Source organism: Cytobacillus sp. NJ13, assembly GCA_030348385.1.
Taxonomy (GTDB): domain Bacteria; phylum Bacillota; class Bacilli; order Bacillales; family Cytobacillaceae; genus Cytobacillus.
In genome coordinates this window covers 614,412-630,500 of the sequence record JAUCFP010000006.1, presented here as the reverse complement: position 1 = coordinate 630,500, position 16,089 = coordinate 614,412, and the positions used below count along the sequence as shown (strand labels likewise).

Here is a 16,089-nt window from a genome sequence, read left to right as displayed (position 1 = left end):
TGCTACAATATGCTTGTCTTATAAGAGTGTGCTGGATGAAAGAATTAATTTTTGACTTTTTCAACTTTTTAATCATGGAGGGGGAAATATGAGACCTGAAAAATTAGTAAAAACGTCTCTTATTCTGCCTGTCAAAAATGAAGGAATACACATAAAAAACACCATTCTCTCCATACTTAAATCCAAAACGAATGATCCTTATGAAATCATTGTGGTTGATGACGGATCAGAGGATAAATGCTGTTTTTTTTTAGAGGAGGGTCATGATGAAAATGTTAAACTCATAAAAGTGAATAACGCAGGTGCAGCTAAGGCTAGAAATATAGGAGCAGAGCATGCCTCGGGGAAATACTTCATATTTTGTGATGCGCATATGTTTTTCAAAGACTATTTTATAGATTCCTTAGTGGCTCCTATTGAAAATGGCATTGCAGATGCGGTGAATCCCGGCATTGCGGATTTTATGAACCCTGACCAAAAAGGATACGGGTATACCTGGAATGAACAGTTGGAGCCTAAGTGGAAAACGGATATAAAGAAATTATCAAAAGTTCCTCTTTTAGCTGGCGGATGTCTCGCCATTTCTAAAGAGGTTTTTCAAAAAATTAATGGATTTGAAAATGGATTTAAGGTTTGGGGAAGAGAAGATGAAGAGATTTCCTTAAAATTATGGCTGATGGGATATAGATGCTTTGCAGAACCAAAATGCACTGTTTTCCATGTCTTTCGTATGGGGGTTCCTCCATTTCTTATAACCTGGGAGGATATTAATTATAATCTGATGCGTATGGCATACAGCCATTTTAATGAGAAAAGAGTGGAAAAGTGTAAAAAATTAATTAAGTACACTGACCCAGATCTCATTATCGATAGAGTATTGAAAAGTGATGTTATGGTGCAGAGAGAACAGTACTTCCAAAAAAGAGTTCATGACGACGATTGGTTTATGAATCTTTTTGGCATCAATTTTTAGAGGTGCAAAATGAAGAGAGCAATAGTTGTTTACGTGGAAGGAAAAAGAGATTTACTGCTGCAGTTTGGCTGCTTATTCACTTCTTACCGCTCTATTCAAAGCAAGGATACAGATTTGGTTGTTTTCGGTCCAAAACAGACGCTAGAATTATTGCCGGACGAATGCATAAAAATAGAGTACGATTCGCCATACCATGACTATCCATATCTTAATTCCATTAGCTGTATTGCCAGCATTCAGCCTGATTCCGTTCTGAATAATTATGATTATATCCTGCGGACCGATGCTGATACTTTTTTAACACCGGCCTGGAGTTCATTTTACCCAGTACATTTTACAGCAGGCTTAGGAAAATATGCTTTTGATTCCAATGTCAGCAGCAAACTTAAGGAACTTTCCCGTCATTTAGGACTAAATCATCGCGGTATCCATAATATCGGAACCTCCCATTACGGAAAGCCCCTGCAAGTAAAGAAAGTTTGCGAACTATCAAGGTTAATAGCAGAATATATACTTGCTGCAGAATTTAATGAATCAGAAGGAAGCTGGCCAGGGTGGTATAGAGGCGTAACTTCGATGTACAGTAATGAAATTGCCATAAACCATCTAATTGACCACTTGGTAATTGAACCAGATAAGCTGGATTTTTCCAGTACATCTGATGATCGGATTGAAAGCCACCCCCATATTCACTGCTGGCATACAGATGAGCCTTTTTCAAAATTCCAGTTTGCAGAGGGAAACTATAATAATATTAATCTGGCAGATTTGAATCCTTCGATCATCAAAGATTATTGTACGTTTATTTCTCTTAAGGCATTGATCGAATTAAATGTAATGAAGAGTGTATTCTAATAAAAAAGGAGACGAATGAATCACTTTCATTGTCTCCTTTTTAGCAATTGCTGTTGTCTTTTAATTCCCTGCCTGCAGATTTGCTGGCCATATCAATGTGAAGCAATCATCACTGCTCTATCCTGCTTAACCTTTCAATCGTTCTTGCCAGTAAAGCTGTTCGCTTCGGAAATGTTTTTAAATCGATATACTCATCTGTCTCACTGTGGGAAAATTCTCCGAGCGGCCCCATGCCGTCCACAGTTGGGACCCCTTCAGTGGATGTATATGCTGCATCCGAACCTCCACCGGTGCTGACTTCCCTAATAGACATTCCAAGTTCTTCTCCTGCAGCCTTTATTTCCTCAATCAATTTGTCCGTTCCTGCAACTTTTTCCATTGGCGGTCTTCCAATTTTACCTGATAAGCTGGTTTCTGTACCCTGCACTTCCTCCTCCTCTGCAATTTCTGTGATTTTTGCAGTAATCTCCTTTGCCTGTTCCATGTTCTTCACTCGAACATCCACTTGCGCTTCTGCATCTGGGGCGACGGTATTGGAAGAGATGCCGCCGTCAATTAAGCCCACATTGACCGATAATCCCCTCTCGTAATCATTTAAATCATGAAGTTTAACTACTTTATGTGCAAGTTCGTCGATGGCGCTTCGTCCTCTTTCGGGTTCAACCCCAGCATGAGCACTTTTTCCTTTAACATCGAAGATAAATCTGCCAATTCCCTTTCTTTCTGTGACTATGCCGTCATCCGGCCTTCCGGATTCAACGACAAGTGAGAATTTTTTACCTATCGACGCCTCTTTAATAATGGCTTTTGATTTTCGTGATCCGATTTCTTCATCACTATTAAAAATCAGGTGTACATTTTTATATGCATCCGAGCCTCTTTCCTTAAGAAGTTTCATTGCGTACAAAACAGATACATGGCTGGCCTTTTCATCACTGACTCCCGGTCCATAGGCTTTATCCCCAATCATTTTGAAAGGGCGTTTTTCCGCTTCTCCTTCTGGAAATACGGTATCCATATGGGCAATAATGATGATTTTGGGGTCGCTATCCTTTTCGGCTTTTATCTCCAGATGGTCTCCATACTCCGATTCACGGTGAACAAGAACATCCATTTCCAAATCCTCAAATTCTTTTCTTAAGACAGCGCCAACCTTGTCCACTCCTTCTTTATGATAAGAGCCGCTGTCTATATTAACGAGTTCCTCGAGCAAGTTCATCATTTCAGGCATTTTGTCTTCTAAATAGGCTTCATATTGATTCAACAAAATCACTCCTTTTAAAATAATCACCGGGTCACGCTTCGTTAATTCCAATCGCTGATCCTGGCCTGCTTGAATCAGCAGCACCATGCAGCATGCCTGTTTTGTGATCCATAAGAATGGCCTGGACATTTCCAATTGGCCTGTCCGTATCATCGAACTGAAATCCCATTTCTCGGAGCTTATCAATTTCACTCTGGCCAATACCTTGCTCGGACCAAACATCTGGACCCACACTGTTATAAATCCTGGGTTCTTCAATTGCATCTTTTACATCCATTTCAAAGTCGAGTATATGGCTGATAACTTGTGAAACTGAAGCAACAATAGTGGGGCCGCCAGGAGAGCCCAGCGTTAAAACAGGCACCCCATCTCTGAATACTATTGCAGGTACTTTTGCACTGACCGGCTGTTTATTTGGTGCCAGGCTATTAATATGATCTGGTTCCGGTGTAAAATCGGTCAAATCATTGTTCAGCAAAAATCCGTAACCTGGTACCATGATGCCTGAACCCATAATATGCTCATTTGAAGACGTGCAGGCTGCAATGTTCCCCCATCTGTCCGCAACGGTAAAATGCGTAGTATCTTTGCCTGTTTGATATACTTTTACTTCACCCTTGGCACGATCGCTGCCTTGGTATTTCCAAGGGTTGCCGCAGTCAATTTCCGGATTTCTCGATTTCCAGTCAATCTTCCCCCGCCGTTCTTCTAAATATTCTTTATGAAGCAGCCCTTCAACCGGAATTTGTGAAAAATTTGGATCTCCCATATAAGCCAGCTTATCAGTGAAAGCTAATCTCATAGCCTCTGAGAATAAATAATACTTTTCCCAGGAAGATACTTCATACTTATTAAGCTCAAACCCTTCCAGAATTCCTAATAGCTCCAGCAGTGCGATCCCTCCTCCATTAGGTGGTCCTGGAACGGCAATTTCATAGTCTCTGTAGGTTCCCATCACCGGTTCTTCAATTTGAGCCCGATAGTTTTGCAGGTCCTGTTTCGTCATAATACCGCCCTGATTCTTAAGCGTCTTGATGATGGCATCTGCAATTTCGCCTTCATAAAGAGCCCTGATCCCTTCCCTTTGCAGGATTCTAAGCGTCTTTGCCAGGTCTTTGTTTCGAACCCATTCTCCCTTCACTATCGGAACTCCTTCCGGCATAAAAAGCTTCTTTGCTTCTTCCCCCATTCTGATATGAAGAATTTCGATGACTTCGTCCCATTGCCAGTTCACCCTAAAGCCTTCTTCAGCCAGTTTAACCGCAGGCTCAATCAGGTCCTCCAGCGGCTTTGTTCCAAACTTTTGATGCCCTTCATCCATAGCCTTCATGATTCCGGGAATGCCTACTGACTTGGCATCAATGGTCTGCTGAAAGTAAGGAGTAATCTCTCCTTTTTTATTTAAGAACTGATCTTTATCTGCTCCTGATGGGGTCTGTGAATGACCGTTGATCACCTTTGTCTTTTTTGTTTTCTGATCATAATACACGACATATCCGCTTGCTCCTATGCCAGTGTTAAACACTTCAACTACACTAAGAGCAAATTGAATGGCAACAAGGGCATCCATGGCGTTGCCGCCGTTTCTTAAGATTTCGGCACCCGCTTCTGTTGCTTCATGAACCGCAGAAGCAGCCATCCCATGAGTGCCAGTCGCCTTCTGCCGCTTGTTCTCAGTATCCCTTGCCATATGCCTGGTATCTACCTTATCCATTGAAATCCCTCCTATAGGGGTATCACCCAAATCTCATTCATATCTCTTAAAAGATTCTAAAATCTACTTTTACTTTAAAAGCTTTTAATTTCTTGTACCCGGCTATAAATAGCTGAAACATACAAAAAAAGGCACCGGAGCTTAAGCCATTTTGATGACTAAAGATCCGGGTGCCTGTTATTAATAAATCTTTTACTGAAATTAGAATCTTAAATGCTGGAGCAGCTGATGCCAGGTCTGTATTCGAATGCCGGAAGATTTTCACGATGGAAATTTTATAAATGGAGTGCATGGTTTAATCAATCACCGGGTGAATCTTCAGGAATCAGTATTTGGCCCGCCTTTCCAACCTTAAGCAATGTCTGCAAAATGGCCATAGATAAGCTTCCCGACTGATATGGCTTTATGAAGTAATCATGCGCTCCCAGTGACAGGCCTTTTTCTTTTTCATCCAAGGCCGTTGAGATAATAATTGGAATATGACTGAGCACTTCATTTCGCTTCAATATTTTCATAATACTCCATCCATCAAGACCTTCATCAAGCATGATATCAAGTACAATCGCATCAGGAAGGTGATTTTCCATATACGCCAGGGCATCCCTTCCGGTATTGAAATGCTTCGCATGCAAATTGGTTTCCGTTAGTTCCTGAATAATCAATTCTGCCAAGCTTTGATCATCTTCAATGACCAGCACCTCATAGCGTGTTCCGCTTTGATGAATGTTCTCATCCAAACCGTGGGAAGGCTTATAGACAGCGGGAATGGAAACTCTGAAAGTACTTCCTTCCCCGTACTTTGAAAAGACATTTATATCTCCATCATGCGCCTTCACAATTTCCTGGACGATTGAAAGTCCCAGCCCCGTTCCGCCAATCCTCCGCCTATCTGAATTATCCACTCTATAAAACTTTTTAAAAATATCAACTGCTGCATTTTCCGGAATCCCTAGTCCATGATCTTCCACTTCAATATGAAGCAAGCCGTTTTCCTCGAATAATCTTATATAAACAGGCCCTCCAGAGGGTGAATATTTGATGGCATTGCTTATTAAATTGGAAAATACCTGTTCAATTTTGCAGGAATCTCCAAGAATAAGGTCATTTCCATCAAATGATTCCAAAATAATCCTGTGAACATCCGTCTGCACCTGCTGATTATCTATTACCTTCTCAATAATAGGGAGAAGTTCAATATATTTTTTTTCGTACGTTTGTTTACCGGATTCCATCCGCTGGACATCAAGAAAATCATTGATCAGCGAAGTAAGCCTCTTAGCCTCATTTAATATTGTCATCAAATATTTCTTCTGCTTTTCCGCCTTGAGCTCCCGGTTCAGCAGAAGCTCCGAGAAACCTAAAATGCTGGCAAGCGGTGTTCTCAATTCATGGCTGACGGTGCTGACAAACTCCGATTTCATTTCATCCACTTTAAATTCCCTCGTAATATCCCTATGAACCAATACAGTTCCTACACGCTCATTATTCTGATAAAGGGCTTCACAGTACATCTGGCATACATGCCCTCTATCCTTGGTTTTATATACAAACGTTTCCCCGCTGGATGTTTCACCATTAAAAGCACGCCAGATGAATTCGGTAAAAACATCTTCATCCACTACCTGCTTCTTTAGAAGAACGCTCCACTTATCCCAGGTCTGTCCAACAATCCCATCAAAGCCATCCTCGCAGTGGAATATTTCGCAAAGCTGTTTGTTGACTTGCATGATGCAGCCGTCCCTGTCAACATACTGCAGACCTTCCTTTACAGTGTTGAGGATATCCTGATTTAATTTTCTATCAGCTTCAGAGTTTTCATAGGTGCTGATTTTATCAAGCGACAATCCAATCTGTTTGGATAATGCCGTGTATTCATCCATATGCTTCTGTATAAAAGGAAATCCGTATCTGGTGAACACCATGACAGCTTTAACCTCTTGGTTTGAAGAGATAATCGGCAAATACAGATCATAGCCGAAAACGGTTTTTTTATGGTAGCCTTTTTCCTCTTGAAGCAATTGTCTCTTAACAGCAAAACCTTCTTTTGTTTGCTTCAGCCTCTCAATTAATCCGCTTGTTAAATGATTCTTGAATTGTTCAACTCCAAATGATGAAATCCCAAATGAAGCAGATTCATTATTTTCAAGCATCACAATTAACCCGCAGTCTGCTTCAATGACATAGGACATATTCATCACAATGCTCTCCAGCACTTCCTGTTTTTGCAGCGAATTGGAGATGCCATTGATCAAATCATTCCGCCGCTCAAGTTTTCTCTCATTTGACCGCATGGTTCCCAGTGCCTCTTCCAATGCTTCACTCTGAACTTGAAGCTCGTCCTGCTGGGCAAGCAGCTCCTCATTTTGAGCAAGCAAATCCTGCTCTTTTTCCTGCAGTGTTTTCACCATTTTACTAAAGGCAACAGACAAGACTGCCAATTCATCCATCCGATCCTGTCCTACATTCAGTTCCGCATTTCCTCCCCTGGCAATTTCATCAGCAGCATGAGCAAACTGAGTGAGAGGCTGACCAACCTTCTTGAACATAATTCTGATCATCCTAAACAAGATTACCAGAATAATAACAAGAAAGAGAAAAAAACCTGTTTGAATGTAGGATTGTTGTATTATTAATAGCTGAACCCTATCGTCTAGATCAGATTTTAATTTTTGCAGAAAGTGATGCGTATCATTCTGAAAGTTATTAATTCTTGCAGTTGTTCCCGATTCAGCCATTTTAATAACTTCATCCATGTGTCCTGATTCAAAATACTCGACAGAAATAGGAAGCCTTTCAATAAAATAAAAATCTGCAAACTCGTTCATTTCTTTGCCAAACGCCTTTTCTTCTGAAGTCTCCGCTGTCTCATTAAAATCGCTAATCAGTTTTCTGATCTCCGGCCTTAAGGAAATGGCATTGGTTTTTAATTCGGAATTGTTATAAGCGAAATAACCTCTGATATTAAAGAAGACCAAATTAAAGCTGCTCTCAATCTCCTGAACAATAGCTTCTTTCTTTACAAGTTTTTCACGGTCCTGGTAAAAAGAATCATTAATATGCTCCTCCAGCAATAGTAGAATGGCCAATCCCACTGAGAGCATTAAAGCAAATAACATCATTAGAGCCACAATTTGTCTGGTCAGGCTCTTCTTTATATAATTGCTAAGCTTCATCTAGTATTTCTCCAACCTTCTCAAATAATTGAAGAGGGCTGAATGGTTTAACAATGAAATAATCGGCCCCTGCCTTTAAAACCTCTTCCTGTTCATTTTGCTGGCTTTTGGCAGATAACATTAATATTTTCACTTCTTTGTTAAGAGCCTGCTCACACCGGATTTTCCTGATGACATCAAGGCCAGTAAGTACAGGCATCATATAATCCAGGATGACCAAATCAAATTGCTTTTTTTCCAGCAGCATCAGGGCTTCTTCTCCATCTTCAGCTTCATCGACTTCAAAATCCCCATCTTCCAGAGTGTCAGCAATAAGCATGCGCAGAATTTCTTCATCCTCTGCAATCAATATCTTTTTCATTTACTTCTCTCCCGACTCTATGGAGTCAAATAATTTTTTCATAATATGATAGGACTTTTTAAGCCTTTCATGGTAATCTGGCTCTTCCCACAGTTCCCAGGAATAATAGGCAGAATCTTTTCCATGTAGCACTCCATCTTGCATCTTTGGAAAAGAATCCAAGATACCTTCTCTGTCCGCCGACACTGCACTAATTCTTAATCCCTCAATTGTTTGGCTGCCTGCGAGACCTTCTCTCCATAGATCCCCAAATATCTCTTTTTGGCTGGGATCCTTTATATTTAGCAAGGCCCACGGAAGTCTGATCTCCATTACTTTTTTACTCTTGCTAATGCTTATATCGGTTAATGAATTGAAGTTTTCATGAGCAGGATTTGCATTCCCAAACTGTAAATTACCTGTCTCATAGGACTTGAACGGTTTCGTTTCCCCTGTTGTTGGAATAGTTAATTCCTTATTCAGTGCTAACCTGATGGGATGGAAGACTCCATTATCCTTTTTATTGGCATAGCTATCATTCGGAATCATTTTCAGCATATGGCTATAATGATAGTAGAAAGTATCATAATAGCTATCTATTAAAAGCCTGGAATTCTGTCCGCCTATTTCTGCCATAAAGTCAACTCCGAAGTCCGTTTTGACCTTTCCTGTCAGAACCGGAATCGAAGTTTGTCCCTGCTCTGCAATGGTATCGATCAGCAAACGGGTGGTCTCATTCTCTATGTCAATAGGACGGTTATAATCCAGCCGGATATATAAGTGTTCCTCATCAGAGCGAACATACATATTCTTCAAGTAAGAATTCTCACTCCCGGAACTGTAGACAGGTTTCGCATTCAGCTTTTTCCAATCACCTGTAATGCCATCCACATATATTCCAGCTTCATTTTTACCAGGCTCAAAGCTCAGCAGCCCGAAATGCTGTTCATTTGTTTGCCTGTTCGACCAGTATGGGCGCCTGTCAGGATTATCATAATCCATTGTATTCCATGTTCGCTTGAACCATTCATCCTGCCAGGAAAACACAAGGCCGCCGGCATATCCTTCTGAAACGATGGACTTAAACAGCCGGCTGTTTATTTTTCCTTGCTCTTCCTCGGAGTGAAATCCCTGATTCATGCCCCCAACGTTCTCATGGGTCATCCCCCTGGACGAAGGGACTCCGAATTCCGCTACCATAACTGGCATCTTGTGGACAGCGATTAAATCATGAAGATAGCCTGCATAATTATTCCTTTCCCCTTTTGAATCGATGTAATTGACATACTTCTCTTCATAGTTAAGGAAGTCAGGATAATAAGGATACACATGATAGGAAGCGAAAAGTCCGGCATGAAGCTTATCTGTTTTTTTTATATGGTTAGGGTTGACAGTGACCATATCTTCCTTAATGGAAGGCTCTGAAGGATGAGTCAAAAGATCGGTTGTTACCCAGTTGGTAAAGCTCATGGTATGCTGCCATTGATAGTTCTCTGTTTCATATTTCACAGCATAATCCATCATTTCTGCCAGCCATACTTCAAATGGTTCAGCACCCTCTGTTTGAAAATACTCACCTGAAAATTGCTGCAGGCCTTTATGTTTATCGTTGGTGCCTGCAACCGCCTCCGGATCCCACTCGATTCCAATCATAAAACCCAGCACGTATGGGGAGATATCATAAATATATTCACCTGACGCATGGCCTGGTCTCTCCTCAATAACAGCATTACCATGAACGATATCGACCATTTGCTTCATTTCATTTTTGAAATCTGCTGTAACAGCATCTGAGAATGCGTCTTGCTCCTTAACCAGTGTTTCTTCATTGACCCAGACACCATGGAATAAAAATAATGGCTTTTCCGCAATCTGGTTGTATTTGTGAAAGGCTTCATAAAACGCAGGCGGATGCAATGTATATATCCTGATGGCATTGGCATTCATATCTCCAATCGCTTTGAACCATCGGAAATATTCTGCTTCTGTTATTCCCGTTTCACCAGGAAAGGTGCCAGGCTTTGCAACCCCCATGTTTACCCCTTTTACCAATAAGTCCTCCCAGGTGCCATCTTTTAGAATCTGTATATATTCTTCACCGGTCTTGCTGTTCGTTCTTATTCCATCGTGGCTGGCTGTTTCGGGCGCATGCTGACTATCCACGCTTCCCGGCTTGTCCTGCAGCATTTTTTTCATCATTGGAACGTAGGCTTCCCAGTAAAAAGAATCATTCGCACTAAAGTATTCCTTCCACTTCGCTAATCCCCTCGTCTGAAAAATATCAGGAACTTCTGCTTCATCTGCAAAATCCCCTGCAAAATAAAAGGAAGAGAATGCTGCGTTTTTATGCTGGATTACAGCTGGGAAGGTGTCAGGAATTCCGGCATCCTGCAGTTTGCGTTTTCCCGCTTCAGTAAGCGGCAATGAATAGTCCGCTAATATTTCATCCGGATTTCTTGCCTCGATCACATCAAACCAGTATTGATAAGGTGCATTTCTCTTCCTCCCGAAGTAATCCTCTCCCTTATCAGTGAACCGGAAATTAACCCCTTCACCCTTCATTTCATTTTCATCCACAACTACTACATAATCCTTGGAGTTCACAAACACCAGGCCTGGACCATTAAAATCCCAGTTTCCTTCTTCATAGTTTTCCTTAACCCAAACCGGAACCTCGCTGCTTGACAAATCCGGGAAATATCTGCCAATCCATCCGCTCCAGTTAATATTCAATAAATTGGTCAATCGCTGCCGAGCTTCATTTGAGGATGGGCTCGCAAAGGTATTGAATTCAGCAATCAGGGTTTTCCCTTTGGAAGAAATCAGTGTATTCTCCAGCTGAATGACTTCCTCTTCCTGAAGACCGCCATAAAGACTTGAAGATCGTTCTCCAAGGGGATTGCTCCCATAAAACTCTTCCTCATAAACCCCATACGCATCGGCAAGGTAGAGAATTTCATATTTTTCAAGATTATCAGGGAATGGCTTAATGGTATATTCACTGTTCCTGCCAGGCTTAAAGCCGCTGTAATCCGCCTCAATACTATATCGGTCCCCATCTGTTTTAATATATTTTTCATTATTTAAAATCCATACGAGCCCCTTATGCTCCCGATAAGAGTCATCCGGCACTGTTTTGTCCATAATAAACACATTCAGTTTTTGATCCTGCTTTAGCCACCATGCCCAGAACGGACTGGAAACAACGGTCAGCACGGCAAAAACAAACAGAAAAACGGCTGTTTGCCCTTTAGTAAATTGTCTCATCCGGAAACACCTTTTCTTTTCATTTCTCCCCAGCTTGTGTCGCCTTTGATCAGCTGCCAAATCCCTTCACATCTCCAAAAAACCGTCAAAGGCCGGTACCATAACGTTTCAGTCAATGAATAGAAAAACAGTTTGATTAAATCAGAGATTTTTGGAAATTTCCTCAAGCTCCATTCCTCAAGCAAAACGGCAGCCATGGAGAAAAGAGAACCATATAAACACGATAGCAGAAAAATGAGGATTGCAAACTCAAGATAGATACCGCCCAAAAATAGGGAGATAACCACATAAATGTATCCCAATAATTCAACTATCGGACCTAAAAACTCTACTATCCAAAAGTATGGAAAGGATATAAATCCTATCGGGCCGTATCTTGGATTAAACGTCATTTTCCTGTGTGTCCACAGGCTTTCAAATAATCCACGATGCCACCTCCGCCTTTGTCTTCTTAGGTAGGTCATGCTTTCCGGAACTTCTGTCCAGCAAACAGGGTCAGGGACATAGACGATTTTTTTCTTTTGCTTTTTATCTCTGATAAGCCTATGGAGCCTTACGACCAGCTCCATATCCTCGCCAACTGTATTGGTTTTATAGCCACCCGCTTCAATGACCCATTGCTTGGAAAAAACACCGAAGGCTCCAGAAACAATCAGAAGTAAATTATGCCGGCTTAACCCAATCCTTCCCATTAAAAAGGCCCTTAAATATTCGATTATTTGCATGATTACCAAAGGCTCCCCGGCTAAGCCAACCTTTAAAATATTTCCGTCCTGTATTTCACAGCCATTCGCGATGCGGATGCTTCCGCTCGAAGCAATCACTTCCCCATCAGAATCCAATATAGGCTTCATTACCTTTAAGAAAGCATCCCTTTCCAGTACAGAATCTCCATCCAATGAACAAAAATAAGGATAATGGGAAAAGTTAATCCCTGCGTTCAACGCATCAGCTTTTCCCCCATTCTCTTTGTCTATTAAAAAAAGATTTGGAAGAGAAGCGGACTGATAAATTTTTTTTACAGACTTTGTTTCAACCTGCTTCCTGACGGCTGCATTAATTTCCTTCATTTGATACTGTGTAATCATTTTTTCTATGGTGGCATCTTTTGAACCGTCATTGACAACGATAATTTCAAAAGAAGGATAGTCTATACTCAAAAGGGAGCGTACACTGGCAACAATCCCCGCTTCTTCGTTATATGCTGGAACAATGATGGAAACCGGTTTTGCGAAGGATTCATTCATATATTCGTCAAATGACTGATTCCGGTCCAGCAAATATTCCTTTCTTAGCTGAAATACAGAGATTAATAAAATAATTGAGTAGAAACTGATGACCAGCACCATAAAGACTGCTATAAATGCAGCAAATCCGACCAATATATTTCCCCACATAAGAGCCATAATTAACCAAATTCTCCTTTATTCATCCATTCCCAGGCCATGTCCCTTGCATATGAATCATTCGAGGTATCCAATACAATCTGCAATTCTTCCTTTCCATCAGGAAACATCATAATGGATTGTCCAGCCTGAGATCGCACCCACCAGGAACGATCATGGAGAAGGTCAAGCAAATGTGGCAACAGTTCCCGTTCCTTTAGGGATCCAAAGAGTTTTGCAGCCATCATCCTTTCCTTCCAATCCTCGGAATGACGTAATTTCAGGTAGGGTGTTATGTCCTTGACCACCCCTAATGAAGAAAGTGCCTTTACTGCTCTTAAACGAGTCTCTCCATCATGGCTGGCATAGACTGACTCAATGAAATGTAAATATCTTAATTCTTTTCTTATTCCAGCGGCATCTATTATGGCATATTTTAATGAGTTTACAGCCCTATGAAAATCTGTAATTAAACGACTGAACAAGTTTTCATTCAGCCGGAGGATGATATTTCTTAATTCACCATCCGATAGTTTTTCACTATTATACAGAAGAAGATCATTAATTCCTTCGAATTGAAATGCCGCAAGTATCCTCAAGGATTGTACCCTTTCATCGTGTGATATTCTCTCTTTAATGGCTGCCTCCAAAACTTGAGGCTGTAATTCAATGAAATGAAGATCTTCGATATTGTAGAGAGCATTCATTCTAATGCTCCACCTTCTGCTTTTTAACTGTCTCTGGAAGTAATTTCTCAGGTTCCTGTCAGCAAACTCCCTAAGTTTCCTCGTTTCCTCTTCTCCTGTTAAATTGGCTGCGAACTTAGACAGAATCTCTTCTGCAGCCTTCTTTTTTATATCATTATCCAAATGGAGGTGCCGGCTTATTTCTCCTTCTGAGATAAATTCAAAGATCAGCGGACCAAGCGTTTCAATGCATTCATTAATTTTCCTGCGCTCTCGATGCTCCAGCCATTTTCTTATGACCAGGTACAAAAGAATCAGAAGCAGCACTCCTGAAATGACAGCAGCTGATGCACCGAGAATGTATATTTCATTCTTCAGCATCTAGGTCAGCCTCTTAATTAATCGCTGAATTCGAGCTTCCAGTTCTGTAAGACTAAATGGCTTTGTCACATAATCTTCAGCACCTAGCTTCAATGCACGGGCAATATCCTGTTCACTTTTCCGCCCTGTCAGCATAAGAACATGAATGTCCTTGGCTCTCTTCGACTTTTTCACTTCCTGCATAACCTCAAGACCATCCATTACAGGCATAATCCCATCAAGAATCAGAAAATGTGGTCCTATTTCTTCTATTCGGTTCGAATGCAGAAACTTCCGGCCATCTTCAAAGACCTGGATATCCAGGTCTGCATGATCGAACTCCATATTGCTGAGGACCTTTGTTAACATCATTCTTATTATCGAATCATCGTCAATAACGGAGACATATAGCTTTTTCTTATGCTGTGCAATTGGATCGGCTTTAGCACATTCCACTCTTGCTCTTCCCTTTTGTTTTGCTTCATATAAGGCCTGATCTGCTGCTCTGACAATCGTTTCTTTCTCTATCCCCGGCTTATCGACCATAATAACTCCTGCAGAAAAAGTAACGCTAAATGAATTGCCTCCCTGTTCAAATCGTTTTTCCGAAAATCCTTTTAATATCTTTTCAAGGGCTATTTTGCTTTCTGCTTCTGAAGCGCCAGAAAATAAAATGACAAATTCCTCGCCGCCATATCGGAACACATAATCTGTTTGGCGGACATTTTCTTTTAAGTACTTTGCAAATTCAGCAAGGACTAAATCACCTGCCGGATGGCCATAAGTATCATTAATTTTTTTGAAAAAATCAAGATCAAGTATAGCCAGTGAAAATGGCCGATGATTTCTTGATAATTCATTCATAAATACTACTAAACTGTCATCAAAAAACCTTCTATTATATACTCGGGTTAATTCATCTATCATTGCTGATTGATCGAATAATTTCTTATTCGCTAAGTGCCGTTCTATCTTTAAGAGAAATTCCTCTAAGTCAATTGGCTTGGATATAAAATCATCTGCACCCATTTTATACGAGGTTAACCTAGTTTCACGATCGTTTTTTACACTGATCATAATCTTTGGAATATACTTATTTCGAGTATATTTCTGTAAAATTTCTAATAACTTAAAACCACTTTCCTTTTCCAAATTTATATCCACAATTAAACAATCTGGACGATGATCATAATACTGCTCTGTTGCAACTTCCAGCTCAGTACTGGCAATAACCATCCAGCCCTTGCTTTCGAGTGCATCTTTCAGAAGGATCAGCATTGAAATATCATCATCAATCAGCTGAATTAGAGGGGCATTTTCCACCCTTATCGAAGGCTGCTGTTTTAATGTGCTTTCAAAATGCTCATATTCATAGCTCATCTCAATCAAATCGAATAGATAATTTCTTAAAGCTTCCTTATCCCAATCCTCTTTTTCTTCCATATTATCAATATCCGATATTAGATTATCTGCCAGCTGATGGAGCCCTGAGAGCTGCAGCGTTCCAGCAGTACCCTTTATGGAATGCAGGAACCTGTATACCTCTTCTCTATTTATTGATTCATACAGATTACCTTCAAACCAGGCTGTAATCTGCCTTTTTATTTTCTCAAATAATAGAACTTTATATTTTTTTAGCTCCATTACCTACACCTCGTTTATAAAAGTAGCTAGTGGCTGTTCAAAATGACTTTATGTATTTTTCAGTAAGACCACTAAATTAGTGATTGTAAAATAACAAATATTTTCCATATCTTTAGTCTAAATCAATGATTAAAGGCTTTCAAACCTGGATGTTCTTTATATGTCCTTTTCTGCCTGCAGGAACATCAATTAGAGCATCATTTATCTAAAATCCTGCTGAGAAAAATTGGATTCAATATACTATAGTTGATAATGATATTGATTGTAAATAAGCATTAGTTTTTTTAAGAGCTTTTTTCTACCCGCATAAGATACGTATTGAATAGCAGCTGGAAAAATAATTGACAGCTGCTTTGCTCCTACTCAATATTCTATCTTGGTATCTTATACGAAAGAGTAAAAACCCAACTCTGGCATGAATTGGGTTT

10 protein-coding genes are annotated in these 16,089 nt (G+C 40.5%); 2 read left to right on the top strand and 8 right to left on the bottom strand.

All coding sequences use genetic code 11. The features are described from left to right. Positions 1-88 precede the first annotated feature (88 nt). Together QUF73_03025 and QUF73_03020 are read left to right on the top strand one after the other, a co-directional pair. Positions 89-973 (top strand): glycosyltransferase, encoded by an 885-nt coding sequence (locus QUF73_03025; protein MDM5225172.1) that lies wholly within the window; start codon positions 89-91, stop codon positions 971-973. Positions 974-982: 9 nt separating this feature from the next. Further along, positions 983-1,828: a hypothetical protein gene (locus QUF73_03020; protein ID MDM5225171.1), complete on the top strand. Its 846-nt coding sequence runs from the start codon at positions 983-985 to the stop codon at positions 1,826-1,828. A 109-nt stretch (positions 1,829-1,937) separates the two neighbouring features. On the opposite strand, the gene QUF73_03015 is transcribed toward QUF73_03020, so the two are convergent. From QUF73_03015 to QUF73_02980, 8 genes are all read right to left on the bottom strand, one after another. Continuing rightward, complete coding sequence (locus QUF73_03015; protein ID MDM5225170.1) at positions 1,938-3,092, bottom strand: M20 family metallopeptidase; 1,155 nt, start codon at positions 3,090-3,092, stop codon at positions 1,938-1,940. Positions 3,093-3,123: 31 nt separating this feature from the next. After that, entirely contained in the window at positions 3,124-4,806 is a 1,683-nt protein-coding gene (ggt, locus tag QUF73_03010; protein ID MDM5225169.1) for a gamma-glutamyltransferase, read from the bottom strand. A 299-nt stretch (positions 4,807-5,105) separates the two neighbouring features. Further along, entirely contained in the window at positions 5,106-7,979 is a 2,874-nt protein-coding gene (locus QUF73_03005) for an ATP-binding protein (protein ID MDM5225168.1), read from the bottom strand. Next, positions 7,969-8,340 carry a response regulator gene (locus tag QUF73_03000; GenBank protein ID MDM5225167.1) on the bottom strand — a complete coding sequence of 124 codons (372 nt, stop codon included), beginning with the start codon at positions 8,338-8,340 and terminating at the stop codon, positions 7,969-7,971. Before QUF73_03000 ends, QUF73_03005 begins: the two co-directional genes overlap by 11 nt. After that, positions 8,341-11,586: a hypothetical protein gene (locus QUF73_02995; protein MDM5225166.1), complete on the bottom strand. Its 3,246-nt coding sequence runs from the start codon at positions 11,584-11,586 to the stop codon at positions 8,341-8,343. After that, the gene (locus tag QUF73_02990; GenBank protein MDM5225165.1) at positions 11,583-12,992 is read right to left on the bottom strand and encodes a glycosyltransferase; all 1,410 of its coding nucleotides are present in this window, start codon (positions 12,990-12,992) and stop codon (positions 11,583-11,585) included. The genes QUF73_02995 and QUF73_02990 overlap by 4 nt, the downstream gene beginning before the upstream one ends. A gap of 2 nt (positions 12,993-12,994) precedes the next feature. Beyond that, positions 12,995-14,038: a hypothetical protein gene (locus QUF73_02985; GenBank protein ID MDM5225164.1), complete on the bottom strand. Its 1,044-nt coding sequence runs from the start codon at positions 14,036-14,038 to the stop codon at positions 12,995-12,997. Further along, positions 14,039-15,661 carry a diguanylate cyclase gene (locus QUF73_02980; protein ID MDM5225163.1) on the bottom strand — a complete coding sequence of 541 codons (1,623 nt, stop codon included), beginning with the start codon at positions 15,659-15,661 and terminating at the stop codon, positions 14,039-14,041. Positions 15,662-16,089 lie beyond the last annotated feature (428 nt).